This window comes from Azospirillum cavernae, from assembly GCF_003590795.1.
GTDB lineage: Bacteria > Pseudomonadota > Alphaproteobacteria > Azospirillales > Azospirillaceae > Azospirillum > Azospirillum cavernae.
Genome location: NZ_QYUL01000002.1, coordinates 228487 through 254606, shown reverse-complemented (window position 1 = coordinate 254606; position 26120 = coordinate 228487). Strand labels below are relative to the sequence as shown.

At 66.2% G+C, this 26120-nt stretch carries 21 protein-coding genes; 13 read left to right on the top strand and 8 right to left on the bottom strand.

Features of this window, described 5'->3' with window-relative positions; genetic code table 11:
* Positions 1–22 precede the first annotated feature (22 nt).
* The 9 genes from D3877_RS12565 (at position 23) to D3877_RS12530 (ending at position 12282) form a co-directional block, all read left to right on the top strand.
* Complete coding sequence (locus tag D3877_RS12565) at positions 23–1669, top strand: electron transfer flavoprotein-ubiquinone oxidoreductase (protein ID WP_119831146.1); 1647 nt, start codon at positions 23–25, stop codon at positions 1667–1669.
* Between the two features lie 197 nt (positions 1670–1866).
* A complete protein-coding gene (locus tag D3877_RS29410) occupies positions 1867–2070 on the top strand; it encodes a hypothetical protein (protein WP_147395183.1) in 204 nt (67 codons plus the stop codon).
* 161 nt (positions 2071–2231) lie between these two features.
* On the top strand, positions 2232–3308 hold the full coding sequence (chvE, locus tag D3877_RS12560) for a multiple monosaccharide ABC transporter substrate-binding protein (protein WP_119831145.1): 1077 nt from the start codon (positions 2232–2234) through the stop codon (positions 3306–3308).
* Positions 3309–3405: 97 nt separating this feature from the next.
* Positions 3406–4971: a multiple monosaccharide ABC transporter ATP-binding protein gene (gene mmsA, locus D3877_RS12555; protein ID WP_119831144.1), complete on the top strand. Its 1566-nt coding sequence runs from the start codon at positions 3406–3408 to the stop codon at positions 4969–4971.
* Positions 4968–6164, top strand: coding sequence for a multiple monosaccharide ABC transporter permease (gene mmsB, locus D3877_RS12550; protein ID WP_119831143.1), 1197 nt, complete (start codon positions 4968–4970; stop codon positions 6162–6164). The genes mmsA and mmsB overlap by 4 nt, the downstream gene beginning before the upstream one ends.
* A 66-nt stretch (positions 6165–6230) precedes the next feature.
* Complete coding sequence (locus D3877_RS12545) at positions 6231–7172, top strand: Gfo/Idh/MocA family protein (protein ID WP_119831142.1); 942 nt, start codon at positions 6231–6233, stop codon at positions 7170–7172.
* A 33-nt stretch (positions 7173–7205) separates the two neighbouring features.
* Positions 7206–9215: a methyl-accepting chemotaxis protein gene (locus tag D3877_RS12540; RefSeq protein ID WP_119831141.1), complete on the top strand. Its 2010-nt coding sequence runs from the start codon at positions 7206–7208 to the stop codon at positions 9213–9215.
* Positions 9216–9319: 104 nt separating this feature from the next.
* Positions 9320–11164, top strand: coding sequence for an IlvD/Edd family dehydratase (locus D3877_RS12535; RefSeq protein ID WP_119832412.1), 1845 nt, complete (start codon positions 9320–9322; stop codon positions 11162–11164).
* Positions 11165–11304: 140 nt separating this feature from the next.
* Positions 11305–12282, top strand: a complete 978-nt coding sequence (locus tag D3877_RS12530; RefSeq protein ID WP_119831140.1) for a DMT family transporter — start codon at positions 11305–11307, stop codon at positions 12280–12282.
* 19 nt (positions 12283–12301) lie between these two features.
* Here D3877_RS12530 and D3877_RS12525 read toward each other — a convergent pair whose 3' ends face one another.
* The 3 genes from D3877_RS12525 to D3877_RS12515 form a co-directional block, all read right to left on the bottom strand.
* Entirely contained in the window at positions 12302–12580 is a 279-nt protein-coding gene (locus tag D3877_RS12525) for a hypothetical protein (protein ID WP_147395182.1), read from the bottom strand.
* Positions 12581–12872: 292 nt separating this feature from the next.
* On the bottom strand, positions 12873–15932 hold the full coding sequence (locus D3877_RS12520; RefSeq protein ID WP_158599907.1) for a response regulator: 3060 nt from the start codon (positions 15930–15932) through the stop codon (positions 12873–12875).
* Positions 15933–16175: 243 nt separating this feature from the next.
* Positions 16176–17156: a LysR family transcriptional regulator gene (locus D3877_RS12515; protein WP_119831137.1), complete on the bottom strand. Its 981-nt coding sequence runs from the start codon at positions 17154–17156 to the stop codon at positions 16176–16178.
* A gap of 166 nt (positions 17157–17322) precedes the next feature.
* Between D3877_RS12515 and D3877_RS12510 the strand changes: the two genes are divergently transcribed.
* From D3877_RS12510 to D3877_RS12495, 4 genes are all read left to right on the top strand, one after another.
* A complete protein-coding gene (locus tag D3877_RS12510; protein WP_238474869.1) occupies positions 17323–18222 on the top strand; it encodes an SMP-30/gluconolactonase/LRE family protein in 900 nt (299 codons plus the stop codon).
* Between the two features lie 16 nt (positions 18223–18238).
* Positions 18239–19228 carry an AraD1 family protein gene (gene araD1, locus D3877_RS12505; protein ID WP_119831136.1) on the top strand — a complete coding sequence of 330 codons (990 nt, stop codon included), beginning with the start codon at positions 18239–18241 and terminating at the stop codon, positions 19226–19228.
* 90 nt (positions 19229–19318) lie between these two features.
* Positions 19319–20914: an aldehyde dehydrogenase (NADP(+)) gene (locus D3877_RS12500; protein ID WP_119831135.1), complete on the top strand. Its 1596-nt coding sequence runs from the start codon at positions 19319–19321 to the stop codon at positions 20912–20914.
* A 262-nt stretch (positions 20915–21176) separates the two neighbouring features.
* Positions 21177–22319 (top strand): porin, encoded by a 1143-nt coding sequence (locus D3877_RS12495; protein ID WP_119831134.1) that lies wholly within the window; start codon positions 21177–21179, stop codon positions 22317–22319.
* A 238-nt stretch (positions 22320–22557) separates the two neighbouring features.
* On the opposite strand, the gene D3877_RS12490 is transcribed toward D3877_RS12495, so the two are convergent.
* The 5 genes from D3877_RS12490 to D3877_RS12470 form a co-directional block, all read right to left on the bottom strand.
* Positions 22558–23436, bottom strand: coding sequence for a 3-hydroxybutyryl-CoA dehydrogenase (locus D3877_RS12490; protein ID WP_119831133.1), 879 nt, complete (start codon positions 23434–23436; stop codon positions 22558–22560).
* Positions 23437–23494: 58 nt separating this feature from the next.
* Positions 23495–24436, bottom strand: a complete 942-nt coding sequence (locus D3877_RS12485; protein WP_119831132.1) for an electron transfer flavoprotein subunit alpha/FixB family protein — start codon at positions 24434–24436, stop codon at positions 23495–23497.
* A 2-nt stretch (positions 24437–24438) separates the two neighbouring features.
* A complete protein-coding gene (locus tag D3877_RS12480) occupies positions 24439–25188 on the bottom strand; it encodes an electron transfer flavoprotein subunit beta/FixA family protein (RefSeq protein ID WP_119831131.1) in 750 nt (249 codons plus the stop codon).
* A 130-nt stretch (positions 25189–25318) separates the two neighbouring features.
* Positions 25319–25888 (bottom strand): cob(I)yrinic acid a,c-diamide adenosyltransferase, encoded by a 570-nt coding sequence (locus tag D3877_RS12475; protein ID WP_119831130.1) that lies wholly within the window; start codon positions 25886–25888, stop codon positions 25319–25321.
* Between the two features lie 7 nt (positions 25889–25895).
* Positions 25896–26090, bottom strand: a complete 195-nt coding sequence (locus D3877_RS12470; protein ID WP_119831129.1) for a twin transmembrane helix small protein — start codon at positions 26088–26090, stop codon at positions 25896–25898.
* Positions 26091–26120 lie beyond the last annotated feature (30 nt).

Sequence of the window (26120 nt, the reverse complement as noted above, 5' to 3'; positions counted from 1 at the left end):
AGAAGGTGGGGGAGTTTAGGACATGGAACGCGAACCGCGCGAAGTCATGGAATATGATGTCCTGATCGTCGGCGCCGGGCCGGCCGGTCTCAGCGCGGCGATCCGCCTGAGGCAGCGCGCCGCCGAAACCGGGCAGGACATCAGCGTCTGCGTCATCGAAAAAGGCTCGGAGGTCGGCGCGCATCTGCTGTCCGGCGCCGTGTTCGAGCCGCACGCGCTGGCCGAACTGATCCCCGACTGGAAAGAGAAGGGCGCGCCGCTGACCACCCCGGCGCGGGAAGATCATTTCCTGTTCCTGACCGAGACGAAGGCGTTCAAGTCGCCCGTCGCCCCGCCGCAGATGAACAATCACGGCAACTACATCATCTCTCTCGGCAACCTCGCCCGTTGGATGGGCGCCCAAGCCGAAGAGCTGGGCGTGGAGATTTACCCCGGCTTCGCCGCCGCTGAAGTGCTGTATGACGAGGATGGCGCCGTCAAGGGCGTGGCCACCGGCGACATGGGCATCGGCAAGGACGGTGAAAAGACCGGCAACTACACAGCCGGCATGGAGTTGCACGCCAAGCAGACCATCTTCGCCGAAGGCTGTCGTGGCTCGCTGACCAAGACGTTGTTCGAGCGGTTCGACCTGCGCCGCGATTGCGACCACCAGACCTATGGCCTGGGCATCAAGGAATTGTGGGAGATCGACCCGGCCAAATCCAAGCCCGGCCTGATCGTCCACACCATCGGCTGGCCGATGGATCCCAAGACCTATGGCGGGTCGTGGCTCTACCATATGGAAGGCAATCTGGTGTCGGTCGGCTTCGTCGTCGGCCTGGATTACGCCAACCCGCATCTCAGCCCGTTCGAAGAGTTCCAGCGCTACAAGACCCACCCGGCGATCCGCCCGACCTTCGAGGGCGGGCGGCGCCTGTCCTATGGCGCGCGCGCGCTCAGCGAGGGCGGTTTCCAGTCGATCCCGAAGCTGACCTTCCCCGGCGGCGTCATCATCGGCGACGCGGCGGGCTTCCTGAACGTGCCGAAGATCAAGGGCAACCACACCGCCATGAAGTCGGGCATGGTCGCGGCGGAAGCGGTGTTCGAGCATCTGACCAGCGGCGCGACCTCGCGCGAGGCGACGGAATACCCGCTGCGCCTGAAGGAGTCCTGGGTGTGGCCGGAACTCCAGGCGGTGCGCAACATCCGTCCGGGCTTCCAGAAGGGCCTGTGGTTCGGCCTGCTCAACGCCGGGTTCGAGACCGTCACCAAGGGCAAGGCCCCCTGGACGCTCAAGCACCACGCCGACAATCTGTCGCTGGTCCGCGCCAGCGAGGCGCCGAAGATCGCCTATCCCAAGCCGGACGGGAAAATCAGCTTCGACCGCCTGTCGTCGGTCTATCTGTCCAACACCAACCACGAGGAAAACCAACCGGCGCATCTGACGCTGAAGGATTCCTTGGTGCCGATCAGCGTCAATCTGGCGCTCTACGACGCGCCGGAAACCCGCTATTGCCCGGCGGGCGTCTATGAAATCGTCCGCAACGAGGACGGAACCAGCCCGCGCTTGCAGATCAACGCGCAGAACTGCCTGCACTGCAAGACCTGCGACATCAAGGATCCGACCCAAAACATCAACTGGGTGGTGCCGGAAGGCAGCGGCGGGCCGAACTACCCCGGCGGGATGTAAGCAGTAGCTTGCGTGTGGGTTGCGGAGTCTTGCCCCCTCCCTAACCCTCCCCCGCTGGCGCGGGAGAGGGAACTCCGCTGCAAATCGCCAAAGTTCCAGGCCCCCTCTCCCGCAACGCGGGGGAGGGTCGGGGAGGGGGCGCGCGGGTTGAGCCTTGACGTCCCTTCTTAACGATCACACCGAACGAAAAACGGCGGATGGACCTTACCATCCGCCGTTTTTCGTTGCGGCCCGGCCCGGTGGGATCCGGCGAAAAAATCAATGGCTGGAAGGCTTGCCGAAACTCCGGTAGCGTTCATTTTGTTCGTGGCGCTGATGATTTCCCTTTGACGGAGACAGTCCCCCTCTGCGGTCTGTTCGATATCAAAATAGATATCGAAAAAAGCAATATACGCATTTGACAGTTATCTCAAACAAACCGAATCTACGGCGACAATCCGGCGCTCAACGGACAGTCCGTCTGACGATCAATTGAGCGCCCGGCGTGGCGGTTTCGATATGGGAACACACCCCCCTCTCCATCGGCGAGAGGCGGCGTCAAGCAACTGGGAGGAAGAAACTGATGAAGTCGTTCACGTCCGCACTGGCCGGTGTCGCCGTTGGCCTGTTCGCGCTGGCCGCCCCCTTCGCGACCACGGCGGTGGCGCAGGACAAGGGCACCATCGGCATTTCGATGCCGACCAAATCGTCGGCCCGCTGGATCGACGACGGCGCCAACATGGTCAAATACGCCCAGGAAAAGGGCTACAAGACCGATCTGCAATACGCCGATGACGACATCCCCAACCAGCTCGCCCAGATCGAGAACATGGTCACGAAGAACGCCAAGGTTCTGGTGATCGCGGCGATCGACGGCACGACGCTGACCGACGTGCTGCACAAGGCGGCGGAAAAGGGCGTGAAGGTCATCGCCTATGACCGTCTGATCCGTGGGTCGGCCGACGTCAGCTATTACGCCACCTTCGACAATTTCCAGGTCGGCGTGCTCCAGGCCTCCTACATCGAAAAGGCGCTGGGCCTGAAAGAGGGCAAGGGTCCGTTCAACATCGAGCTGTTCGGCGGCTCCGCCGACGACAACAACGCCTTCTTCTTCTACAACGGCGCCATGTCGGTGCTTCAGCCCTACATCGACAGCGGCAAGCTGAAGGTCGGCAGCGGCCAGATGGGCATGGACAAGGTGGCCACCCTGCGTTGGGACGGCGCCGTGGCCCAGGCCCGCATGGACAATCTGCTGAGCGCCTACTACACCAAGGCCCGCGTCGACGCTGTTCTCTCCCCCTATGACGGTCTGAGCATCGGCATCATCTCCTCGCTGAAGGGCGTGGGCTATGGCTCGGCGTCGCTGCCGATGCCGGTGGTGACGGGCCAGGACGCCGAAGTCCAGTCGGTCAAGTCGATCCTGGCGGGCGAGCAGCGCTCCACCGTCTACAAGGACACCCGTGAGCTGGCCAAGGTCACGGTCGGCATGGTCGACGCCCTGCTGGCGGGCGGCACGCCGCAGATCAACGACACCAAGACCTACGACAACGGCAAGAAGGTCGTCCCGGCCTTTCTGCTGAAGCCGGTCAGCGTGGACGCGTCCAACTGGAAGGACATTCTGGTTGGCGGCGGCTATTACAAGGAAAGCCAGATTCGTTGAGTGACGGGGGCGGGGCCGCGTCGTTCCGACGCGGCCCCGCCGCTGGTCTGCTGGTGAACGCCGGGTCGCTGACGACCCGCCGGATCAAGGTCATCCGATGAAACCACTTCTCGAAATGCGCGGCATCACCAAGACGTTTCCGGGCGTGAAGGCTCTGGACAACGTCAACCTGTCGGTTCGCGCCGGTGAAATCCACGCTCTGATCGGCGAGAACGGGGCCGGGAAATCCACCCTGATGAAGGTGTTGAGCGGCGTCTATCCGCACGGCTCCTACAGCGGCGAAATCCGCTTCCAGGATCAAGAGGCGACGTTTCGCGGCATCACCGACAGCGAAAAGCTGGGCATCATCATCATTCACCAGGAACTGGCGCTGGTTCCCCTGCTGTCGATCACCGAGAATCTGTTTCTCGGCAACGAGCGGGCGAAAAAGGGCGTCATCGACTGGTCGGCGGCCACGGTGAAGGCGCGCGAGTTGCTGCGCATGGTCGGCCTGTCCGATTCGCCGGAAACCCTCGTCACCAACATCGGCGTCGGCAAGCAACAGCTTGTCGAAATCGCCAAGGCGCTGTCGAAGGAGGTCAAGCTCCTGATTCTCGACGAGCCGACCGCCAGCCTGAACGAAAGCGACAGCGACGCCCTGCTGGCGCTGCTGCTGGAGTTCAAGGCGCGGGGCATCGCCTCCATCCTGATTTCCCACAAGCTGAACGAAATCGCCAAGGTCGCCGACCGCGTCACCATCCTGCGCGACGGCTCCACCGTGGAAACGCTGGATTGCCACGAAGCGCCGATTCGTCAAGAACGCATCATCAAGGGCATGGTCGGGCGCGAGATCGCCGACCGCTACCCCAAACGCACCACCACGCCGGGCGAATTGCTGTTCGAGGTGAAGGGCTGGAACGCCGATCACCCGATCCACGCCGGACGCCGCATGGTCAAGGACGTCAGCATCAGCGTTCGCCGGGGCGAGGTGGTCGGCATCGCCGGGTTGATGGGGGCCGGGCGCACCGAATTCGCCATGAGCCTGTTCGGCGGCGCCTATGGCCAGAACATCAGCGGCAAGGCCTATCTGCATGGGCGGGAGATCGACGTTTCCACCATCCGCCGGGCGATGAACAGCGGGTTGGCCTACGCCACCGAAGACCGCAAGCATTACGGCCTCGTGCTCGACAACGACATCCGCCACAACGTCTCGCTGGCCAATCTGACCGGAGTCTCGAAAAAGGGCGTGATCCATCACGAGCGCGAGATCGAGGTCGCCAACGAATACCGGCGGCGCCTGCGCATCCGCTGTTCCAGCGTGTTTCAGGAAACCGTGAACCTGTCCGGCGGCAACCAGCAAAAGGTCGTGCTCAGCAAATGGCTGTTCTCTGACCCGCAGGTGTTGATCCTGGACGAGCCGACGCGCGGCATCGACGTCGGCGCGAAGTATGAAATCTACACCATCGTCAACCAACTGGTCGCCGAAGGGCGCGGCGTCATCCTGATTTCGTCGGAAATGCCCGAACTGCTGGGCATCGCCGACCGCATCTATGTGATGAACGAGGGCGCGATGGTGGCCGAAATGCCCGCCTCCGACGCCAGCCAGGAAAAGATCATGGGAGCGATCATGTCCTCGACGGGCAGACCCTCCGCCAGCACGCCGTCTCGGGAGAAGTTGCAATGAGCGCAGAAGTGAACCTGCCGGCTCCGGCCAAGCACGCCTCGATGGCGCAGTTCTTCAAAAGTCACATGCGCGATTACGGCATGCTGATTTCGCTGCTGGCCATCGTCGCATTCTTCCAATACATGACCGACGGCACGCTGCTGCGCCCGCTGAACCTGACCAACCTGGTGCTTCAGAACAGCTACATCGTCATCATGGCGCTGGGCATGCTGCTGGTCATCGTCGCCGGGCACATTGATTTGTCGGTGGGGTCCATCGTCGGCTTCATCGGCGCGCTCGCCGCCATCTTGATGGTGCAGTACCATCTGCATTTCATCCCCACCACCATCATTTGTCTGCTGGCGGGCGGCGCGATTGGCGCGGCCCAAGGCTATTGGGTGGCCTATTTCCGCATTCCGTCCTTCATCGTGACGCTGGCGGGCATGCTGGTCTTCCGGGGCCTGAGCCTCGCCCTGTTGGCCGGTCAGTCGGTCGGTCCCTTCCCGGTGGAGTTCCAGCGCCTCAGCTCCGGCTTCATCCCCGACGTTTTCGGGATGGAGGGCTATCACCTGACGACGCTGCTGCTGTGCGTCGTCACCCCGCTGGCGATGATCGGTCTGAACGTCGCCGCCCGAATCCGCCGCCACCGCTTCGCCATCGATCAGGAGCCGTTGCCGCTCTTCATCGTCAAGAATCTCGGCCTGTTCGCGGCGATGGCCTACATCGGCTCGCTGCTGGCGACCTACAAGGGCTTGCCCAACGTCCTCATCATCATGGTCGTGTTGATCGGCCTTTACGCCTTCGTCACCCGCGACACCACCATCGGGCGGCGCGTCTACGCGCTGGGCGGCAACGAGAAGGCGGCCAAGCTGTCGGGCATCGACACCCGTCGGTTGACCTTCTACACCTTTGTGAACATGGGCGTTTTGGCGGCGCTGGCCGGTTTGATCTTCGCCGCGCGTCTCAACACCGCCACGCCCAAGGCGGGCGTCTCCTTCGAGCTGGACGTCATCGCCGCCTGCTTCATCGGCGGTGCCTCGGCCTCGGGCGGCGTCGGTCGGGTGACGGGCGCGGTGATCGGCGCCTTCATCATGGGCGTGATGAACAACGGCATGTCGATCATCGGCATCGGCATTGATTGGCAGCAGGTCATCAAGGGTCTGGTGCTGCTCGCCGCCGTGTTCTTCGACGTCTACAACAAGAGCAAGTCGTAAAAGCGGGACGGGCGGCCTCGCCGCCGCCCCGTTCCATTCCCGCGCGCCGTTTCCAGGATACGCCACATGAGCAACCCGACCCTCGGCCTTGTTGGCGTGGGCAAGATCGCCCGCGACCAGCATTTGCCCTCCATCGCCGAAACCGCGCGCTTCGATCTGGCCGCGCTGGTCAGCCCGGAAGGCGTCACTCTGCCGGGCGTGCCGACCTTCCGCAGCCAGGCCGAGATGCTGGCGGCCCTGCCGGACCTGGACGCGGTGGCGATCTGCACGCCGCCTGGCGTCCGCCACGGCCTGACGGTCGAGGCGCTGCGGGCGGGCAAGCACGCGCTGATCGAAAAGCCCCCCGCCGCCACGGTGTCGGAGCTGCATGATCTGGCGGGCGAGGCCGAACGGGCCGGGCGCACGCTGTTCACCGCGTGGCATTCCCAGTTCAACCCCGCCGTGGACGCGACGCGGGCGCTGCTGGCCGGGGGCGGGATCCGTTCGGTCGCGGTGACGTGGCGGGAGGATGTGCGGCGCTGGCATCCGGGGCAGGATTGGATCTTCGCGGCGGGCGGCTTCGGCGTCTTCGACCCCGGCATCAACGCCCTGTCGATCCTGACCCGCATCCTGCCGGTTCCGGTCTTCGTCCAGGCCGCCGAGCTGCTGGTCCCGGAGAACCGCGACACGCCGATTGAGGCGCGGTTGGATTTCCGCCCGGCTTCGGACGCGGTGAGCGGCCCGGTGACGGCGCATTTTGATTTTCTCCAACTGGGCGAACAGACCTGGAGCATCGTCGTGGAGATGGCCGACGGGCGTCGGCTGGATCTGACGCGCGGCGGGGCCAGTCTGGCGGTGGACGGGGTGGTGACGGTCGCCGAACCCGACACCGAATACCGCCGCATCTACCGCCATTTCCGCGACCTGATCGACCGGGGCGTCAGCGACGTGGACGCGACGCCGCTGCATTTGATCGCCGACGCCTATTCGGTCGGCCGCCGCCGGTCGGTCGCGGCGTTCGACTGGTAGAGCGGGATGTTCTGAGGATAAGGAAGCGGAGCCATGAACCTCGTCAACGGATTGCGGGTTGGTCCTCGGATCGCCGCCGGTAGCGCTGGAATCCTGCTGTTCCTGGTGGTGGTCGCCGGGATCGGGATTTCCAGCCTGTCGGAAACCGGGGAGGTCGTGGACACCTACAGCGCGCTGGGCAAGCGCACCAACGATCTGGGTCGGATGCAGACGCTGATGCTCGACATGCGGTTGAAGGCCACCGCCTTCCTTCTGAACGGGCGGGAGGAGGACGCGACGGCGGTCCAGGCGCTGGCGACGGAGGCGACGGACCTCATCGGCCAGTCGGTCGCGACGGGCGGCGATCCGGCGTTGCGCGAGACGGCGGCCAAGATGAACGACGAGATGACGCGCTACCGCGCCGCCTTCGCCTCGGTCCAAGAGGCGCACGCCGAACGGGTCGCGGCGGCGGCGGAGGTGGCCAAGATCGGCTCGCGCCTGCAAACCACGCTCAACACCATCGTCAACGGGGCCAAGACCAGCGGCGATCTTGAGGCGCTGCATTTGGCCAGCCTGTCGATGGGGCATTTCCTGTCGGCCCGCATCGTTGGCGCGCGCTATCTGGGCGAAGGCTCGTCCGGGCTGGCCTCGGCCACCCGCGCGGAGCTGAAGAACGCCACCCAGAAGGGAGAGGCGATGGTGGCGACCCTGACCGATCCCGGTCGGCGCGGTCTGGCCACCGTCTTTCTGAAGGCGCTGGCCAGCTATGGCGTGGAGTTCGACAAGGTGGTGGCGGCGACCACCCGGCGCGACGAGCTGGTGGAAACCGCCCTGCTGCCGCTGGGATCCTCGGTGGGCGAACAGGCGCGCGCGCTGACCGACCAGGGGGTGGAGCGGGTGCGCACGCTGCGCGACGACACCATGGAATTCATCGCGGCGTCGCGGCGGACGCTGATCGGGGCCTCGGCGGGCGGCTTGCTGCTGGGCTTTCTGGCGGCGCTGCTGATCGGGCGCAGCTTGTCCCGCCCGGTGGTGGCGATGACCGACGCGATGACCCGCTTGGCCGACGGCGACCGGGCCATCCCCGTGCCCGGCCTGGAGCGCGGCGACGAGATCGGCGGCATGGCCAAGGCGGTGGCGGTCTTCAAGGCCAAGCTGATCGAGGCCGACCGTCTGGCCGCCGAACAGGAAAGCCAGCACGAGGCCAGCCGCCGCCGGGGCGAGCGGATCGACCGTTTGGCGCAGGAGTTCGACCGGCTGGCGGTGGAATCGCTGGGCCGCGTGTCGGACGCCGCCGGTCAGTTGCAGGCGACGGCGGACGGCATCCTCACCGCAACCCGCCAGACCACCCAACAGGCCGACGCGGTGGCCAAGGCGTCGAGCGAGGCGACCGGCAACGTCGAAACCGTCGCCGCCGCCGCCGAGGAATTGTCCGTCTCCATCGCCCAGATCGGCCAGCAGGTCGCCCAGAGCACGCAGGTGGCCGAACAGGCGGTGTCCATCGCCCGCGTCACTGACAACACGGTGCGCGGCCTGACCGACGCCGCCCGCCAGATCGGCGACGTGGTGCAGCTCATCAGCGGCATCGCCGCGCAAACCAACCTGCTGGCGCTGAACGCCACCATCGAGGCGGCGCGGGCGGGCGACGCGGGCAAGGGATTCGCCGTGGTGGCGGGCGAGGTCAAAAGCTTGGCCGCCCAGACCGCCAAGGCGACCGAAGACATCAGCAGCCAGATCGGCGCCATCCAGCGCGTCAGCGCTGAGGCGGCGGGGGCGATCACCGAAATTGGCCGGGTCATCGCCCAGGTCAACGACATCTCCACCAGCATCGCCGCCGCGATCAACGAACAGCGCGCGGCGACGCAGGAGATCAGCAGCAACATCCAGCGCGCCGCGCGCGGCACCCAGGACGTCCGCGACAACATTGCCGGTGTGACCGGCGCCTTTTCCGCCACCGGCGACGCCTCGCAACGGGTGTGGCAGGCGGCGGACGGGCTGTCGAGCGAGGCGACCGAACTGCGGGGCCGCGTGTCCCATTTCCTGGCCGAGATGCGGGCGGCCTGACGCCCGGCATCCGGCCTGTTTCCCATCCATCGGCGCTTGCTCCCAAGAGCGACGCCCAACAACGACGACACTGGCAATTCGCGATGTCCGACAAGGAGCACCCCATGTCCCACCCCACCAACGCCAACCCCGCATCCGCCTTTGGCGACGGGTCCACGGCGACCGAGGGAAAGCGGCTGCGGTCCCGCGCGTGGTTCGACAACCCCGACAACCCCGACATGACGGCGCTCTACCTCGAACGCTATCTGAATTTCGGCCTGACGCGGGAAGAGCTGCAATCGGGCGCGCCGATCATCGGCATCGCCCAGACGGGTTCCGACCTCAGCCCCTGCAACCGTCATCATCTGGTTCTGGCCGAACGGCTGCGCGAGGGCATCCGCACGGCGGGCGGCATCGCCATTGAGTTTCCCGTCCACCCGATTCAGGAAACCGGCAAGCGCCCCACCGCCTCGCTGGACCGCAATCTGGCCTATCTCGGGCTGGTCGAGGTGCTGTACGGCTACCCGCTCGACGGCGTGGTGCTGACCATCGGCTGCGACAAGACCACCCCCGCCTGTCTGATGGCGGCGGCCACCGTCAACATCCCGGCCATCGCGCTGTCGGTCGGCCCGATGCTGAACGGCTGGTTCCGGGGCGAGCGCACGGGGTCCGGCACCATCGTGTGGAAGGCCCGCCAGATGATGGCGGCGGGCGAGATCGACTATAAGGGTTTTCTGGAGCTGGTCGCCTCGTCGGCCCCCTCCACCGGCTATTGCAACACCATGGGCACCGCCTCGACGATGAACTCGTTGGCGGAGGTGCTGGGCATGCAGCTTCCCGGTTCGGCGGCGATCCCCGCCCCCTACCGCGAACGCCAGCAGGCGGCCTATGAAACCGGCAAGCGCATCGTCGAGATGGTCCGCCAGGACATCAAGCCGTCGGACATTCTGACCCGCGACGCCTTTCACAACGCCATCGTCGTCAATTCGGCGATTGGCGGCTCCACCAACGCGCCGATCCACATCAACGCCATCGCCAAGCACATCGGCGTGGAGCTGAACGTCGATGATTGGCAGACGGAGGGGCATGAAATCCCGCTGCTGGTCAATCTCCAGCCCGCTGGCGAATATCTGGGCGAGGATTTCCACCGGGCGGGCGGCGTTCCCGCCGTCGTCGCCCAGTTGATGACCAAGGGCTTGATTCGCGAAGACGCGATGACCGTCAACGGCAAGACCATCGGCGACAATTGCCGCGATCAAGAGATCCTGGACAGCCGGGTGATCTGGCCGTTCGACGCGCCGTTGAAGGACAACGCCGGGTTTGTCGTGCTGCGCGGCAATCTGTTCGGCAGCGCCATCATGAAGACCAGCGTCATTTCGCCGGAATTCCGCGACCGCTACCTGTCCAACCCCGCCGACCCGGAAGCCTTCGAGGCCAAGGTCGTGGTGTTCGACGGGCCGGAGGATTACCACCACCGCATCGACGATCCGGCGCTGGCGATCGACGCCTACACCATCCTGGTCATTCGCGGGACCGGGCCGCTTGGCTATCCGGGCGCGGCTGAAGTGGTGAACATGCGGCCCCCCGCCTACCTCATCAAGCAGGGGATCCATTCGTTGCCCTGCATCGGCGACGGGCGGCAGTCCGGAACGTCGGGGTCGCCGTCGGTGCTGAACGCCTCGCCGGAAGCGGCGGCGGGCGGCAATCTGGGGATCCTGCGCAGCGGCGACATCGTGCGGCTGGATCTGCGGCGCGGCAGCGCCGACATTCTGGTGAGCGATGAGGAGCTGGCGGAACGTCGCGCCGCGCTCGACGCGGCGGGCGGCTACAAGGTTCCGGCCTCGCAAACGCCGTGGCAGGAGATCCAGCGCGGCATCGTCGATCAGCTCGACGAGGGCATGGTGCTGAAACCGGCGGTCAAGTACCAGCGCGTCGCCCAGACCATGGGGATCCCGCGCGACAATCATTGACCAGGTTGGGCATTGATGGGGTTGGGCATTGACGTGTTGGGGCGACCGCCCCAACACGCGGCCCACGCAATCCAGGGACCGGGTGGCGTCATGCCCCGCGACGCTCATGGCGCAAGCCAAGCGCGTCGTGGGGTGGTTGAATGGCCCTCCCTGTTTCTGGAGCGCTGAAAGCCGTGTCGTCCTCCTCCGCCTTGCCGTCCGCCGTCGCCGCAAGGTCGGCTCTGTCGCTGCACCAATGGATCGGGGTGGCCTTCGCCGTCGGCGGGGTGCTGTCCTTTTCCCTGCGCCCGGTCATCATCAAGCTGGCCTATGGTTACGGCGTCGATCCGGTGACGCTGATTATGCTGCGCATGGTCTTCGCCTTGCCCTTTTTCCTCGGGGTGGCGGCGTGGCAGAGCTGGCGCGGCGGGCGGGGGCGGGTGTCGGGCCGTGATCTGGCCTTGACCATCGGCTTGGGCGTCACCGGCTATTACGCGGCGAGTTTCTGCGATTTTCTCGGCTTGCGTTACGTCAGCGCCGGAATGGGACGGCTGCTGCTGTTCCTCTACCCGACCATCGTCGTCCTTCTGTCGGCGCTGTTCCTCGGCAAACGAATCGGTTTGCGCGAGGTCGTTTCGCTGCTGGTGTCCTATGCGGGCGTCGGGTTGGTCGTCTGGTCGGAGGTGGGAACCGGCAATCCCGATTTCGCCGTCGGCGCGGCCCTGGTCTTCGGCGGGGCCTTTCTCTATTCGGTTTATTTGGTCGGCAGTTCGCAGGTGGTGCAGCGGGTCGGGTCGATGCGTTTCACCGCTTACGCCATGACGGCGGCGTGCCTGTGCTGCATCGCGCAGTTTCTGGTCCTGCGCCCGTTGTCGGCGCTGGCCTTGCCGCAGGAGGTGTTTGGGCTGTCGGCGGTGATGGCGGCGCTGTGCACCGTCCTGCCGGTGTTCCTGACCGCCGAGGCGTTGCGCCGGGTGGGCGCGACGCTGGTGGCGCTGTCCGGGGCCTTGGGGCCGGTCAGCGCCGCGATCTTCGGCTATCTGGTGCTGGCCGAACCGTTGGGATGGCTGCAAGTGGTGGGCGCGGCGCTGACCGTCGCCGGTGTGATGATCATCACCCTGTGGAAGAGCAAGGGCTGACGCCGCGTCGCAATTTCGGTTAGGGGCCGCCGCCCGTCCATAGGGCCGTCGCCGCGCTGCCCAGCGTGTGGCCCTGGTGCTTCAGCCACAAAAAGGCGGGGGTCGCCAAGGCGCCCAGATTGCACCCGGCGGCCATGGTCGCGACGACGACGGGAACCGCCACCGCCGTGCTGGTGACGCCGGCCCCGGCTCCGGCCTCCGCCGCGATGAAGGCGACGCCGCCCGCCGTCAAGGTCGCCAGACCGACGGCGCCCGCCGCCAGCGCGCATCCCATGCTGGCGGTCTCGGTCTCGGACATCGGGGCCATCAGGGAGCCGGGGGCTGCGGCGGGCGCTTCGCTGGATGGTTCAGCCGGTGTTGGGGCAGGCGGGGGGACCGGCGTTTGGGCGAGGGCGTGTCCCAGCATCCCGGCGGTCAAGACCAAGGCCAGCGCGCTGGATCGCAACCAGGGTTTGGATGTCGTTCGGATGTCCGCCGCTTTCATGATGTCCCCTGCGCGCTTGAGTCCGCTTCCCGCCAAGGTCGGGTGTTCGGGCGCGGTTTTCCAGAAAAATCGCCCAAGAAAGTCGTGTTGTGATGGAGCGTTGCCATCATTGGGGGTGGGAGAGCAAATCAACGCCCTGGCTGGCGGCGAAACGGCGCAGGCGGTCCAGCGCCTCGGCGTAGCGCAGATCGTCAAGCAGCACGGGAAACGCCTCGGCGAAATCCCGGTGCGCGGGGGTGAGCAGCGCGCGCAGTTTGTTCCACGCATCCTCGGCCCGCAGATCGGCGTTTTCAAGCCGGTCGACCAAGTGGCGAATCGCCGGTTCCAGATTGGCGCCGTCGCCGGTTTCCGTCTGCGTGGGGGCGGCGAACAGAGTTGGCAGCGTGGCCAGCGCCTGTTCCAGTTCCGTCGCCAATTCGTCGGCAAGACTGTTCGCCAGCGGGCGATGTCCGGTCCGAGCCGTTTCGTCGGTCCGGCTTGCCAGCGAAGAGAGCGCCATCGCCCCGATGTAGGCGGCGGACGAGCGCAGGGCGTGCGATAGAAAGCGAATCCGTTCGGTTTGGTCCGCCGCCGCCGCCGCCTTCAACTCCTGACCATAGCTGGCCATGTCCTTGCAGAAGCTGCGAATCAGCTTTTGTAAGATGGCGACGTCGCCATCCACCCGCCGCAAAGCCGCGTCCCAATCCAGCCCTATCCGGCGGGCCTTGGCGCCGACGTCCAACGACGGCGGTTGTGCTTGGCCCGAGTCGTCGCTGGACGTCGGCGCCAAGGCCCGCTCTTGGGGCTGGGCGTCAGTTCCCGACGCCGCGCCGAATTTTTGGCGGCTCGCCAATCGCGTCGGGTCGATCAGGCGGATCATCGTTTTGTGCAGCAGATCCGGGTCGATTGGTTTGGTCAGATGGTCGTTCATCCCGGCCTGATGGCTGGCCTGTCGATGGTCGGACATGGCGTGCGCGGTCATGGCGACGATGGGCAGATGACGGTGACGCTCCATCTGGCGGATGCGCCGCGTGGCTTCCAGCCCGTCCATTTCCGGCATCTGGATGTCCATCAGGACCAGATCATAATCGCCGCCGGACACGCGTTCCACCGCCTGAACGCCGTCTTCCGCGACATCGACCGTGACCTTGGCCTCGGCCAGCAGATGCAGGGCGACCTCGCGGTTCAGGGCGTTGTCGTCCACCAACAGCACGCGGGCGCCGTGCAGGCGGCTGAGATCGGGACGGATGGGGGAAACGGCGTCAGGAGCGGGGCCGCCCAGCGGGCGCAAAATCTCCGCCAAGCGGGCGCGCAGCCGCCCCGGAACAACCGGCTTGAACAGGACGTCGGTCTGCCCACCGCCGCGCGCGGGCCAAAACAGGGTGTGGCGGGCGGTGGCGGCGATCATCGGGATGACGGGAACCCCCGCCGCCCGGCGGCTGGTGCGCAGCCGTTCGGCGGTCAACGCGCCGTCCCAACCGGGCATCGTCCAATCCAGCAGAACGGCGTGAATGGGCGCGTTCTGTCTGGCGGCTTGATCGACCGCCAGCAACGCCGCCGGGCCGGAATTGGCGGCGGTCGCCTGATAGCCCAGCGCGTTGACCATCTCGACCAGCGCGGCGCGCGCGGCGGGGTGATCGTCGACCACCAAAATCCGCGCGGCTCCCCGGTCGGGGGTGGGGACGTTGGCGGCGGCGTCGACCCCCAACGTCACCTCGAAGGAAAAGCGGCTGCCCTTGCCCGGCGCGCTGGACAGGGCGATGGAGCCGCCCATCAGATCGACCAGTTGTTTGCAGATCGACAGGCCAAGCCCGGTGCCGCCATAGCGGCGGGTGGTTGAATCATCGGCCTGGACGAAGGGTTGGAACAGGGTGGCCTGTTGGGCCGGATCGACGCCAATGCCGGTGTCGGTGACGGAAAAGCGCAGTGTGGCGCGGTCGCCGCTCCGCGCGATCTCTTCCACCTCGATCAGAATGTCGCCGCGTTCGGTGAATTTCAGCGCGTTGCTGGTCAGATTCGCCAAAATCTGGCTGAGGCGCAGCGGGTCGCCAATCAGCCGGTCGGGCGTTCCCGGCTTGACGCGAATCGTCACCTCGACGTGTTCGGCTCCAGGGCTGCCCAGGATCAGATCGCACAGCGGTTCCAGCGCTTCGTCCAAGGCGAAGGGTTGGGTGAGGATCTGCACCTTGCCCGCTTCGATCTTCGAGAAATCGAGCAGATCGCTGATGATGCCCAACAGCCGCCCGGCGGAATTGTTGATGGTTTCCAAATAGCCGCGCTGGGCCGGCTCCTGGGCGGATTTCAGAGCGATTCGACCAATGCCGATGATGGCGTTCATCGGCGTGCGGATTTCATGGCTTATCATCGCCAGGAAATGCGATTTCGCCGCGTTGGCCCGATCCGCCTCTTCGCGGGCGGCGTTCGCCGCGCTTTGCAGCCGCTTCATCTCGGTGATGTCGACATGGCTGCTGTAGGCGCGGCCCTCCACCCCTCGCTGCTCGACCACGCGCAGCCACCGATTGTGCGGCAACTCCACCTCGAACGGAGCGCCGGGGAAGCGTTGGCGCTCCACCAGCGTCGCCGACAGTCGGGCCGCGTCGCCGTTCCACACCCGGCTCAGCAACTCCTCGTACCGCAGCCCGATGGCGTCGGCCTTGTGCGGCAGGTTGTAGAGAAACAGAATCGGCTCGTTCACCGCCGTGATGAGACCCTGACTGTCCAACAGCATGACGCCATCGGCGACATGCTCCATAAAGCTGTTTTCGGGGCTGGCGGCTTGACCGCCGGTCGGGCGTTCCCATTGCGTGCCGCCGGTGGGCGAGGCCAACGGCGTCCACACCCGGATGCGGCCCTGCCCGTCGATGGGGAGCGAGGCGACCCGCACCCATTGCCCGCGATGGACGAAGACGAAGGGTTGGCTCTGGCTGCGGTGGCGGGCGATCCCTTCGGCGATGTATCGGTCGATCATCGGCAACTCGTCGGCGTCGAGTCGCCCCATGTAGAAGCGGCGCAGATTGGCCGAATAATGCTCGCCCACCCGAATGTGCCCATCATGTTCGGGAAAGAGGGCGAGGAAGGTGCGATTCCACAGCAGGGCGTGATCGCCGTCGTCGAACAGACACAGCCCGACATTGACGCTGTCGAGCAGGTCGGCCATCAGGGCGTAGGGGCCTGTGTCCATCGACATTCCCAATGCTTCGCTCATCCGCGCCAGGCTGGTGAACGCGCGCCGAAGGGCGCGGGTTGCGTCTCTGCGGACAAAGATTAACGTGGGAACCCCAGGCGGTAAAACAGTTCCTTATAATAAGAGGAGATGGCTCCGCTCTGGCGGCGGGCAAGAATCGACGCGGGCAAAGCCAGTCAGGGCGAAGGTGATGCCCATGAAAATCAAAGCGAGCGCTCGCGTCTTTTCACAGTCGGGAAAAGAGCGTCACAGATCCGTCGGCGTCGGCCCCCGGCCCAGCCCCTTGCCGATGGCGGCGGCGCGCAGCGCGGTCAGCAGGGTTTGCGCGCCGGGCGACAGCGGGCGTTCGCGCAGTCGAAAAATCCCATAAGGTTCAACGCTGAAGCGCTTGTAAAAGGGCACGATGGCGTAGCGGCCCGGCGTGGAGTACAGCTCGGCCAAAGCGCGGGCGAAGACGGTCAGCGAGTCGGTTTGCGCGATCATCGCCATCGACATGACCGGAGAGGCGCTTTCGATCACCCGTTGCGGCGGCGGCAGGCCGCGCGAGCGGAACAGAGCGTCCACCCGTTCGCGCAGCAGCGTGCCGACGGGTTGCAGCATCCAGGTGGCCCCGACCAGATCCTCGACCACCACGTCGCGGCCCAGATCCAGCAGCGGGTGATCGTCGCGGCAGACGAAGCACAGCTCCTCGTCGCCGATCTCCTCATAGACGAAGGTCAGCGGATCCATGCCGCCGGGCAGGCGGCCGATGGCGAAATCCATGGTGCCTTGATGGACCCGCTCGGCCAGCACGTCGCTCGATTCGACGCCGACGGCGATTTTCAGACCGGGATGCTCCTGCGTCATCGCGCTGACGACCGGCACCACCAGCTCGACGGCGGGGGCCATCACCGTGCCGATCGACACCCGTCCGCTGTGCCCGGCCTGGAGCGCGTTCAACTCCTCCCCGGCTTCCTTCAGCTCGCTGAGGATCATTCGGGCGTGGCGGATCATCAAACTGCCGTACCAGTTCGGCTCAATTCCCCGGCCATGGCGGTCGAACAGCTCGATCCCCAACATGTCTTCCAGATCGCCCAGCAGCTTGGACGCGGCGGGTTGCGACATGTTCAGGCTGGCGGCGGCGCGGTGCAGGTTGCGGTGCTCCTCCAGCGCCATGAAAAGCTGGAGATGGCGCAGCTTCAGCCGCACCCGTTGGAACCAGTCGGCGGGGAAACGCGGCGGGGCCAAGGGCGGAGACTCCGGTCGGGGAAGGCGGCGTCATGATAGCCAAACAGGTATCGTTATAGCAAACATTCATATTGGACGGTTATCGGATCGGGCTTTATCGTTTGTCTCGTAAACAAAGCAACGCGGCCTGCAAAAGGCGGCGCAAGGCGGGGGAGGGCGCGAGCGGATGACCATCGGCGGGATGACGATTGAGGCGCGCTGCGTTTGGCCCGCCCGCGCCGTGTTGGGCGAAGGACCGCTGTGGGCGCCCGACGAGAACGCGGTCTACGCGGTGGACATTCGCGGCGCCCGCATCTTGCGTTGGGACATGGTCGGCGAAACGGGTCGGGATTGGGCGCTGGAGGACGCGGCCTGCTGGCTGGTTCAGCGCGCTGACGGCGATGGTTTCGTCGCCGGTCTGCGCTCCCGCCGGGTCGTCCATCTGCGCCTCAATGGCCCGCAGGTGGAGATCGTCGCGGAGTTGGCGCGGCTCGATCCCGACGCGCCGGGCAACCGCCTGAACGACGCCAAGGCCGATTCGCTGGGCCGCCTGTGGATCGGCAGCATGGACGATGCCGAAAGCGTGGCGACCGGCTCCCTGTTCCGTCTGGATCCCAACGGTGACGTCACGCGGGTGGACGAGGGCTATGTTGTGGCCAACGGCCCCGCCCTGTCGCCGGACGGGCGCGTTCTGTACCACACCGACAGCGCCGCCCGGCGGATCTACGCCTTCGACGTCGCCGCCGACGGCGGCCTGACCGGCAAGCGCGTCCACATCCGCTTCACCGAGGCCGACGGCTACCCCGACGGCATGACCTGCGACGCCGAGGGCGGGTTGTGGGTCGCCCATTGGGACGGCGGACGGGTCAGCCGCTTCCAGCCCAATGGAACGCTGGACCGCGTCGTTCGCGTGGCGGCCTCGCGCGTCACCTCCTGCGTTTTCGCCGGTCCGGCTCTGGACCAATTGGTCATCACCACCGCCGCCCATGAACGGACGCATGAGCCGTTGGCCGGTGGCGTGTTTGTCTGCTCCCCCGGCGTCACGGGCTTGCCCCCGGGTCGTTTCGGGGCGCCGAGCATCGTTTGAGAAGAGGACAGGATTGATGAGGCTGGTGCAATGTCTCGACGCCGCTGGCGCGCGCGTGGTGGCCGCAACTGGGGATGACGGCGTGGCCCGCTTGGTCAACGACGCCGCGTCCACCTTCGCCTTGGCGCAAGAGGCCATCGCCGACGGCGTCGGGCTGGCGGTGGTCGTGGAGCGTCACGGCTTGGGCGACGTCGTGGATCTGGCGGCGGTCGAGGCCGATGGTCGTCTCTTGTCGCCCATCGACCATCCCGATCCGGCGCATCTGTTCGTCACCGGCACAGGTCTGACCCATCTGGGCAGCGCCGAAGGGCGCGACAAGATGCACAAGGATCTGGCCGACCCGGCCAAGCAGACCGATTCGATGAAGATGTTCCGCCTGGGCGTGGAGGGCGGTCGCCCGGAACCCGGCGAGTTTGGCGTTCAGCCGGAATGGTTCTACAAGGGCGACGGCTCCATCCTGACCGCGCCGGGCGCGGCGCTGGCCTCGCCCTCCTTCGCGCTGGACGGCGGCGAGGAGCCGGAGATCGCGGGCATCTATGTGATCGGCCCGGATGGCACGCCGCACCGGCTGGGCTTCGCGCTCGCCAACGAGTTTTCCGATCATGTGACGGAGCGGCAGAACTACCTCTACCTCGCCCATTCCAAGCTGCGCGCCTGCGCGGTCGGGCCGGAGCTGCTGACCGGGGCGCTGCCGACCGATCTGCGCGGGGCCTCGCGGGTGCTGCGGGATGGCGCGGTGATCTGGGAGAAGCCCTTCCTGTCGGGCGAATCCAACATGTGCCACAGCATCGCCAATCTGGAAGCCCACCACTTCAAATACCCGCTGTTCTGCCGTCCGGGCGACGTGCATGTCCATTGCTTCGGCACCGCGACGCTCAGCTTCAGCGACGGGCTGCGCATCGCCGAGGGCGACGTGATGGAGATCGAGGTCGCCGATTTCGGTCGGCCTCTGCGCAACCCGTTGGGAACGGCGGACACGCCTTACCGGGCCGTCAAACCGCTTTAAGACCGTTTGTTTCACTCTGTTTCACCCGTTCGCGCGCGCTGGGGAGTTGGTCCCCGGCTCGCGCCACGGGACAGCTTTGGGATTGCGACCATGACCATCCGTGGCGAGATGCTGATCGGCGCGACCGCCTTGCGCGGCGCCGAGACTGAATTCCACGCCATCGATCCGGCGACCGGAGCGGCGTTGGAGCCGGGCTTTGGCGGCGGCGGGGCCGCCGAGGTGGAGCGCGCCTGCGCGCTGGCCTGGGAGGCGTTCGACCTCTACCGCGAAACCGGGTTGGAGGCGCGCGCCGTCTTCCTGGAAACCATCGCCGCCAACATTCTGGCCATCGGCGATGAGTTGATCGTCCGCGCCATGGCGGAAAGCGGCCTGCCGCGCCCCCGATTGGAGGGGGAGCGTGGGCGCACTGTCGGCCAGCTTCGCCTGTTCGCCCGCACGGTGCGTGAGGGAAGTTGGCTGGAGGCCCGCATCGACCCGGCGCAACCGACCCGCGCGCCGCTGCCGCGCGCCGATTTGCGCCAACGCCACATCGCGCTGGGGCCGGTCGCCGTGTTCGGGGCCAGCAATTTTCCCTTGGCCTTCTCGGTCGCTGGCGGCGACACCGCGTCGGCGCTGGCCGCCGGTTGCCCGGTGGTGGTCAAGGCGCATTCCGCCCATCCCGGCACGTCCGAACTGATCGGGCGGGCGGTGCAGGCGGCGGTGGCCTCCTGCGGCTTGCCGGAGGGGGTGTTTTCGCTGCTGTTCGGCTCGGGCAGCCGCATCGGCGCGGCTCTGGTCGCCGATCCGCGCGTCAAGGCGGTGGGCTTCACCGGATCGCGCCGGGGCGGGGTGTCGTTGACGCAGGTGGCGGCGGCGCGGGCCGAACCCATCCCGGTTTACGCCGAGATGAGCAGCATCAACCCGGTGATCCTGTTGTCGGCCGCGCTGGCGGCGCGGGCCGAGGCGTTGGGCGCGGGCTTCGTCGGCTCGCTGACCATGGGGGCGGGGCAGTTCTGCACCAACCCCGGTCTGGTGCTGGCGCTTGATGGACCGGATTTGGAGCGGTTTCTCACGGCGGCGGCGGAGACGTTGGGCGGGGCTGCCCCCTCCACCATGCTGACGCCGGGCATTCACGCCGCCTATGTCGAGGGGGTGGCGCGGATCGCCGCCAACCCGGCGGTTGAGGTGCTGGCGCGCGGTCAACAGACCGTTGGGCCGCACCAGTGCCGCCCCGGTCTGTTCACCAGCAGCGCTGAGGCGTTCCTGAGCGACCCGGCCTTGCATGAGGAGATTTTCGGCGCGGCGTCGCTGGTGATCCGCTGCCCGGATGTGGCGGCGCTGCGCGCGGTGCTGGAGCGGCTTGAGGGCCAGTTGACCGCCACCCTGCATATGGATGCCGCCGACGCCGACGCCGTCCGCGCCCTGCTGCCGGTGCTGGAGCGCAAGGCCGGGCGGATCCTGGCGAACGGGTGGCCAACGGGCGTCGAGGTGTGCGACGCGATGGTGCATGGCGGTCCCTTCCCGGCGACCTCCGACAGCCGGACGACGTCGGTCGGCACGCTGGCGATTCGCCGCTTTCTGCGCCCGGTTTGTTACCAGGACATCCCCGATTCCCTGCTGCCCGAGGCGTTGCGCGACGGCAACCCGCTGGGTTTGTGGCGGCGCGTTGACGGCGTTCTGGCGGCGGCTGGCGGAGTTGGCGGATAAAATACATCACTGTGACTTATTTATTGACCGCCTATAGTTCGTGTGCAAGATTGTTCGAAGAGAACGCGGTTCGGGCGGCTTGCTGCGACGAAACGGACTGACGACGAGCGCCGACGGGTCAGGCTGGGGCCGATCACCCCGAAACCGATCCGACCGGCGTCACGCGCTTGGCTTTCCACCGCCCGCACCGTCTTGTCGCCGGTGCGGGCACCCATCACCCAAGAAGAACAACAACCTCTTCATCATCAGTGAGGACACGCACATGTCACGTTTTGCACTGCTGCTCGGCGCAGCCACGGTCGCGCTCGCGTCCGGTTCGGCCATGGCGCAATCCAAGTCGAAGTTCGACATCACCGTCGGCGGCGACGCCTATTTTGAAGCCGGTTTCGTCGGCCAGGACCGCGACGCCGGTCTGCGCTCCACCGACTTCCGCAACCGTCTGCGTCTGGTCGTCACCCCGATCGCCAAGGCCGACAACGGTCTGGAATATGGCGCCCGCATCCGGTTCGGCACCGACACGCCGAACGCCAACCGCGCCACCGTCGCCGACCGCGCGTACATCTTCGCCAACGGCAGCTTCGGCACCGTCAGCGCCGGCATGCAGAACGGCCTGTCCGACGAATACGCCATCATCGCCCCGTCCGATTGGGGCACCGGCGGTGTCGACGGCTCCTTCCCGGCCTATTTCGGCAACACCTCCTCGCCCGGCACCACCGGCAATCTGCGCACGCTGATTTCCGGCAACAGCTCGACCCGCCTCACCTATCTGACGCCGAAATTCTCCGGCTTCCAGTTCGGCGTGACCTATCAGCCGAACTCCGACAGCGTGAACACCGACATCAACCGTCTGAAGACCGCCGCCCCGAACGGCAACATCACGGGCGCCTACCGCGACATCTATGAGGTGGGCGGCAACTACGCCGGGGCCTTCGGCGACGTGACGCTGGGCGCCAGCCTCTATTATTCGGGCGGCAAGTCGAAGAACTCCTCGACCTCGACGGCGACCTACGAGGATCTGTCCTCGACCATGGCCGGTCTGTCGGTCGGCTATGGCGGCTTGAAGGTGGCGGGCAGCTACGCCTGGTCGGGCGACAGCGGCTACGTCAAGCGTTCCAGCCTCGCCACGGCGACCAGCCGCGAGAAGCAGAGCGTCTGGACCGTCGGCGCGCAATACACCTTCGGCGCGACCACGATCGGCGCGGCTTACCTCGACGCCCAGGACGCGGGCAGCTTGACGGCGGCGGGCAAGGCCAAGACCGAACTCATCACGCTGGGCGCCCGTTACGTCATCGCCCCCGGCTTCTCGGTCGGGCCGGAATTCAACCATTTCAAGATCACGTCCGACGTCGCTGGCGCCAACGACAAGGGCAACATCTTCATCGCCCGCACCGATCTCGCTTTCTAAGCGGCGGTTTTTCCTGGTGGTTTGACTTCGCTCCGTCGCGGCGTTCGTCCATCCCGCCGCGATGGGGCGTCCCGGCGTGCTCGTTCCCCCGAGTGCGTCCGCCTCTTATGCTCTCCTGGCAGAGGCTAACTCGCGGCCAAGCGGCTCCCCGCTTGGCCGCTTCCTTATTTTTGGGGACTCCAAATAAAAAAGCCCGCTCCGGAGATGCCGGAGCGGGCTTTTGTTGGTTCTCGTCCGATCAGCGCGTCGGAACCGGCGGGGTCTGCGAGTAGTCGTAGAACCCACGACCGAACTTCTTGCCGATCCAACCCGCCTCGACATACTTCACCAGCAGCGGGCAGGGGCGGTATTTGCTGTCGGCCAAACCTTCATAGAGCACCTGCATGACGGCCAGGCAGGTGTCCAGACCAATGAAATCCGCCAGTTCCAGCGGTCCCATCGGGTGGTTGGCCCCCAGCTTCAGCGCGGTGTCGATGGCCTCGACGCCGCCAACGCCCTCATACAGGGTGTAGACGGCCTCGTTGATCATCGGCAGCAGGATGCGGTTGACGATGAAGGCGGGGAAATCTTCGGCCACGGCGGCGGTTTTGCCGATGGCTTCGGTCAGTTCCATCACCGCGTTGAAGGTCGGCTCATCCGTGGCGATGCCACGGATGAGTTCGACCAACTGCATGACCGGCACCGGGTTCATGAAATGCATGCCGATGAACTTGGCCGGACGGTCGGTGGACGCGGCCAACCGCGTGATCGAGATCGACGAGGTGTTCGTCGCGATCAGCGCCTCGGGCTTCAGGTGGGGCACCAGCTTCTTGAGAATGTCGCGCTTGAGCGCTTCATTTTCGGTCGCGGCCTCGATCACCAGATCGGAATCGGCGAAGATCGACAGGTCGGTGGCGGTTTTGATGTGGCCCAGCGCGGCAGCCTTGTCGGCCTCGCTGATCTTGCCCTTCTGAACCTGACGGTCGAGGTTGCGGGCGATCCCGGCGAGGGATTTTTCCAGAACCTGTTCGTTCAGATCGGAAACGCTCACATCATAGCCCGCCTGCGCGCAGACTTGGGCGATGCCGCTGCCCATCTGGCCGGCGCCGATGATACCAATCTTCTTGATCGTGGACATTGGGCTTTCCCGAAGGGATGAGGGTGGGTGGACCGAGGATCGACGGAGACCGCGCCGGTTAGGACGCTTTCAGCGCCGCCGTCAGCTCCGGCACCGCCTTGAACAGGTCGGCGACCAGACCGTAATCGGCGACCTGGAAGATCGGCGCTTCCTCATCCTTGTTGATCGCGACGATGACCTTGCTGTCCTTCATCCCGGCCAAATGCTGGATCGCGCCGGAAATGCCGACGGCGATGTAGAGATCCGGCGCGACGATCTTGCCGGTCTGGCCGACCTGATAGTCGTTGGGAACGAACCCGGCGTCCACGGCGGCGCGGCTGGCGCCGACGGCGGCGCCCAACGTGTCGGCCAGCGCCTCCAGCAGCGGGAAATTCTCGCCCGACTGCATGCCGCGACCACCCGACACCACCACGCGGGCGGCGGTCAGTTCGGGACGCTCCGACTTGGTCAACTCCGCCGAGACGAAGCTGGAGAGACCGACGGCCCCGACCGAGGCGACGGATTCGACCGACGCCGAACCGCCGGTGGCGGCGGCGCTGTCAAAGGCCGTGCCGCGCACGGTGATGATCTTCACCGAATCCTTGGACTGGACGGTGGCGATGGCGTTGCCCGCGTAGATCGGGCGTTCAAAGCTGTCCGCCGAAACCACGCCGGTGATGTCGGAGATGGCGGCGACGTCCAGCAAGGCGGCGACGCGCGGCAGCAGGTTCTTGCCGACCGAGGTCGCGGCGGCCAGCACATGGCCGTACCCAGCTTTGGCGAGCGAGACGACCAGCGGGGCGACGTCTTCGGGCAACTGGTGCGCATAGGCCGCGTCGTCGGCCAGCAGGACCTTGCTCACCCCGGCGACGGCGGCGGCGGCGTCCGCGACGCTCTGCGCCCCATGACCTGCGACCAGGATGTGGACGTCTCCACCGATTTTGGCGGCGGCGGTGACGGCGTTGAGGGTTGCGGGCTTGAGGACCGCGTTGTCGTGGTCGGCAATGACGAGAATGGCCATGATCAGATCACCCGCGCTTCGTTCTTCAACTTGTCAACCAGGGCGGCGACGTCAGCCACCTTCACGCCGGCGCTGCGCTTGGCCGGTTCCACCACCTTCAGCGTGGTCAGTCGCGGCGTCACGTCCACGCCCAGGGCGTCCGGCGTGACGGTTTCCAGCGGCTTCTTCTTCGCCTTCATGATGTTGGGCAGCGAGGCGTAGCGCGGCTCGTTCAGGCGCAAATCGGCGGTGACGATGGCCGGAAGCTTGAGGTCCACCGTTTCCAGACCGCCGTCGATCTCGCGGGTGACGGCGACGCTGCCCTCGCCGGGAACGATTTTGGAGGCGAAGGTGCCCTGGCCCCAACCGAGCAGCGCGGCCAGCATCTGGCCGGTCTGGTTGCAATCATCGTCGATGGCCTGCTTGCCGAGGATGACCAGCGTCGGGCCTTCCCGATCAACCAAAGCCTTCAGCACCTTGGCGACGCCCAGCGGCTGGGTTTCCGCGTCGGTCTGGACCAGAATGGCGCGGTCCGCGCCCATGGCCAGCGCGGTGCGCAGGGTTTCCTGGGCGGTGGTGGGGCCGACCGACACAGCAATGATTTCGGTCGCCTTCCCGGCTTCCTTCAGACGAACGGCTTCTTCGACGGCGATTTCGTCGAAGGGGTTCATGCTCATCTTCACGTTGGCGGTTTCAACGCCGCTGCCGTCCGCCTTGACGCGGATCTTGACGTTGTAATCGACCACTCGCTTGACGGGAACGAGAACTTTCATAACCCACCCTGACTGGTTATGCGCGCGCCTTTTGGGGCGAACACCGCGAAAAATTGCTGTGGTTGCGAACGGACCATAGGATTTGCCGTTTCCACTGTCAATGTCGCCCAAGCGTTGGGCGCGCGCCGCCTCAACGGTTGGCGCCGGGAACCCACAGCACGTCGCTGGCGCCGTTGTCGTTCACCACCCGCCCCAGCACGAACAGGTGGTCGGACAGCCGGTTGACGTATTTCAGGGCGGCGGGCGTCACCGGCTCGTGCCGCGCCAGATCGGTCATCAGCCGCTCGGCCCGGCGGGCGATGGTGCGGGCCAGATGCAGATGCGCGGCGGCGGGAGAGCCTCCGGGCAGGATGAAGGATTTCAGCGGGGCGAGATCGGCGTTCATCGCGTCGATCTCCGCCTCCAGCCGATCCACCTGCGACTGAAGGACGCGCAAGGGGGGGTATTTCGGCTCCGGCTCCTCCGGGGTGCAGAGGTCGGCGCCCAGGTCGAACAGGTCGTTCTGGATGCGGCCCAGCATCGCGTCGATGGCGGGTTGGTCCTTGGTGTGGAGGCGGGCGAGGCCGATGGCGGCGTTCGCCTCGTCCACCGTGCCATAGGCGGCGACGCGGCGGTCGTGTTTGGGCACGCGGGAGCCGTCGCCGAGCGAGGTTTCCCCGGCGTCGCCGCCGCGTGTGTAGATGCGGGTCAGACTGACCATGGTTGGTTTATCCTTGGGTCAGCATGGCGATGACGAACAGCAGCAGGGCCAGCCCCTGCAAGGCCACGCGCACGCGCATGACCTTGTTGGAGCGTTGCGGGTCGCCCCCGCCGCCGCGCGCCATAAAGAAGAGACCGACGAAGAGCGAGCCGACCACCGCCAGCATCGCCACGATCATGAGGATAGGGAAAAGTCCGTTCATGAACGCGACTATACCGCAGCGGACGGACGC

Coding starts and splice junctions, on each gene's coding strand:
- D3877_RS12485 (WP_119831132.1), bottom strand. CDS start 24,436: ATGGCCATTCTCGTCATTGCCGACCACGACAACGCGGTCCTCAAGCCC.
- mmsB (WP_119831143.1), top strand. CDS start 4,968: ATGAGCGCAGAAGTGAACCTGCCGGCTCCGGCCAAGCACGCCTCGATG.
- D3877_RS12530 (WP_119831140.1), top strand. CDS start 11,305: ATGGCCCTCCCTGTTTCTGGAGCGCTGAAAGCCGTGTCGTCCTCCTCC.
- D3877_RS12495 (WP_119831134.1), top strand. CDS start 21,177: ATGTCACGTTTTGCACTGCTGCTCGGCGCAGCCACGGTCGCGCTCGCG.
- D3877_RS12535 (WP_119832412.1), top strand. CDS start 9,320: ATGTCCCACCCCACCAACGCCAACCCCGCATCCGCCTTTGGCGACGGG.
- mmsA (WP_119831144.1), top strand. CDS start 3,406: ATGAAACCACTTCTCGAAATGCGCGGCATCACCAAGACGTTTCCGGGC.
- D3877_RS12565 (WP_119831146.1), top strand. CDS start 23: ATGGAACGCGAACCGCGCGAAGTCATGGAATATGATGTCCTGATCGTC.
- araD1 (WP_119831136.1), top strand. CDS start 18,239: ATGAGGCTGGTGCAATGTCTCGACGCCGCTGGCGCGCGCGTGGTGGCC.
- D3877_RS29410 (WP_147395183.1), top strand. CDS start 1,867: ATGGACCTTACCATCCGCCGTTTTTCGTTGCGGCCCGGCCCGGTGGGA.
- D3877_RS12525 (WP_147395182.1), bottom strand. CDS start 12,580: ATGTCCGAGACCGAGACCGCCAGCATGGGATGCGCGCTGGCGGCGGGC.
- D3877_RS12480 (WP_119831131.1), bottom strand. CDS start 25,188: ATGAAAGTTCTCGTTCCCGTCAAGCGAGTGGTCGATTACAACGTCAAG.
- D3877_RS12500 (WP_119831135.1), top strand. CDS start 19,319: ATGACCATCCGTGGCGAGATGCTGATCGGCGCGACCGCCTTGCGCGGC.
- D3877_RS12470 (WP_119831129.1), bottom strand. CDS start 26,090: ATGAACGGACTTTTCCCTATCCTCATGATCGTGGCGATGCTGGCGGTG.
- D3877_RS12510 (WP_238474869.1), top strand. CDS start 17,323: ATGACCATCGGCGGGATGACGATTGAGGCGCGCTGCGTTTGGCCCGCC.
- D3877_RS12545 (WP_119831142.1), top strand. CDS start 6,231: ATGAGCAACCCGACCCTCGGCCTTGTTGGCGTGGGCAAGATCGCCCGC.
- chvE (WP_119831145.1), top strand. CDS start 2,232: ATGAAGTCGTTCACGTCCGCACTGGCCGGTGTCGCCGTTGGCCTGTTC.
- D3877_RS12520 (WP_158599907.1), bottom strand. CDS start 15,932: ATGTCGATGGACACAGGCCCCTACGCCCTGATGGCCGACCTGCTCGAC.
- D3877_RS12540 (WP_119831141.1), top strand. CDS start 7,206: ATGAACCTCGTCAACGGATTGCGGGTTGGTCCTCGGATCGCCGCCGGT.
- D3877_RS12475 (WP_119831130.1), bottom strand. CDS start 25,888: ATGGTCAGTCTGACCCGCATCTACACACGCGGCGGCGACGCCGGGGAA.
- D3877_RS12490 (WP_119831133.1), bottom strand. CDS start 23,436: ATGTCCACGATCAAGAAGATTGGTATCATCGGCGCCGGCCAGATGGGC.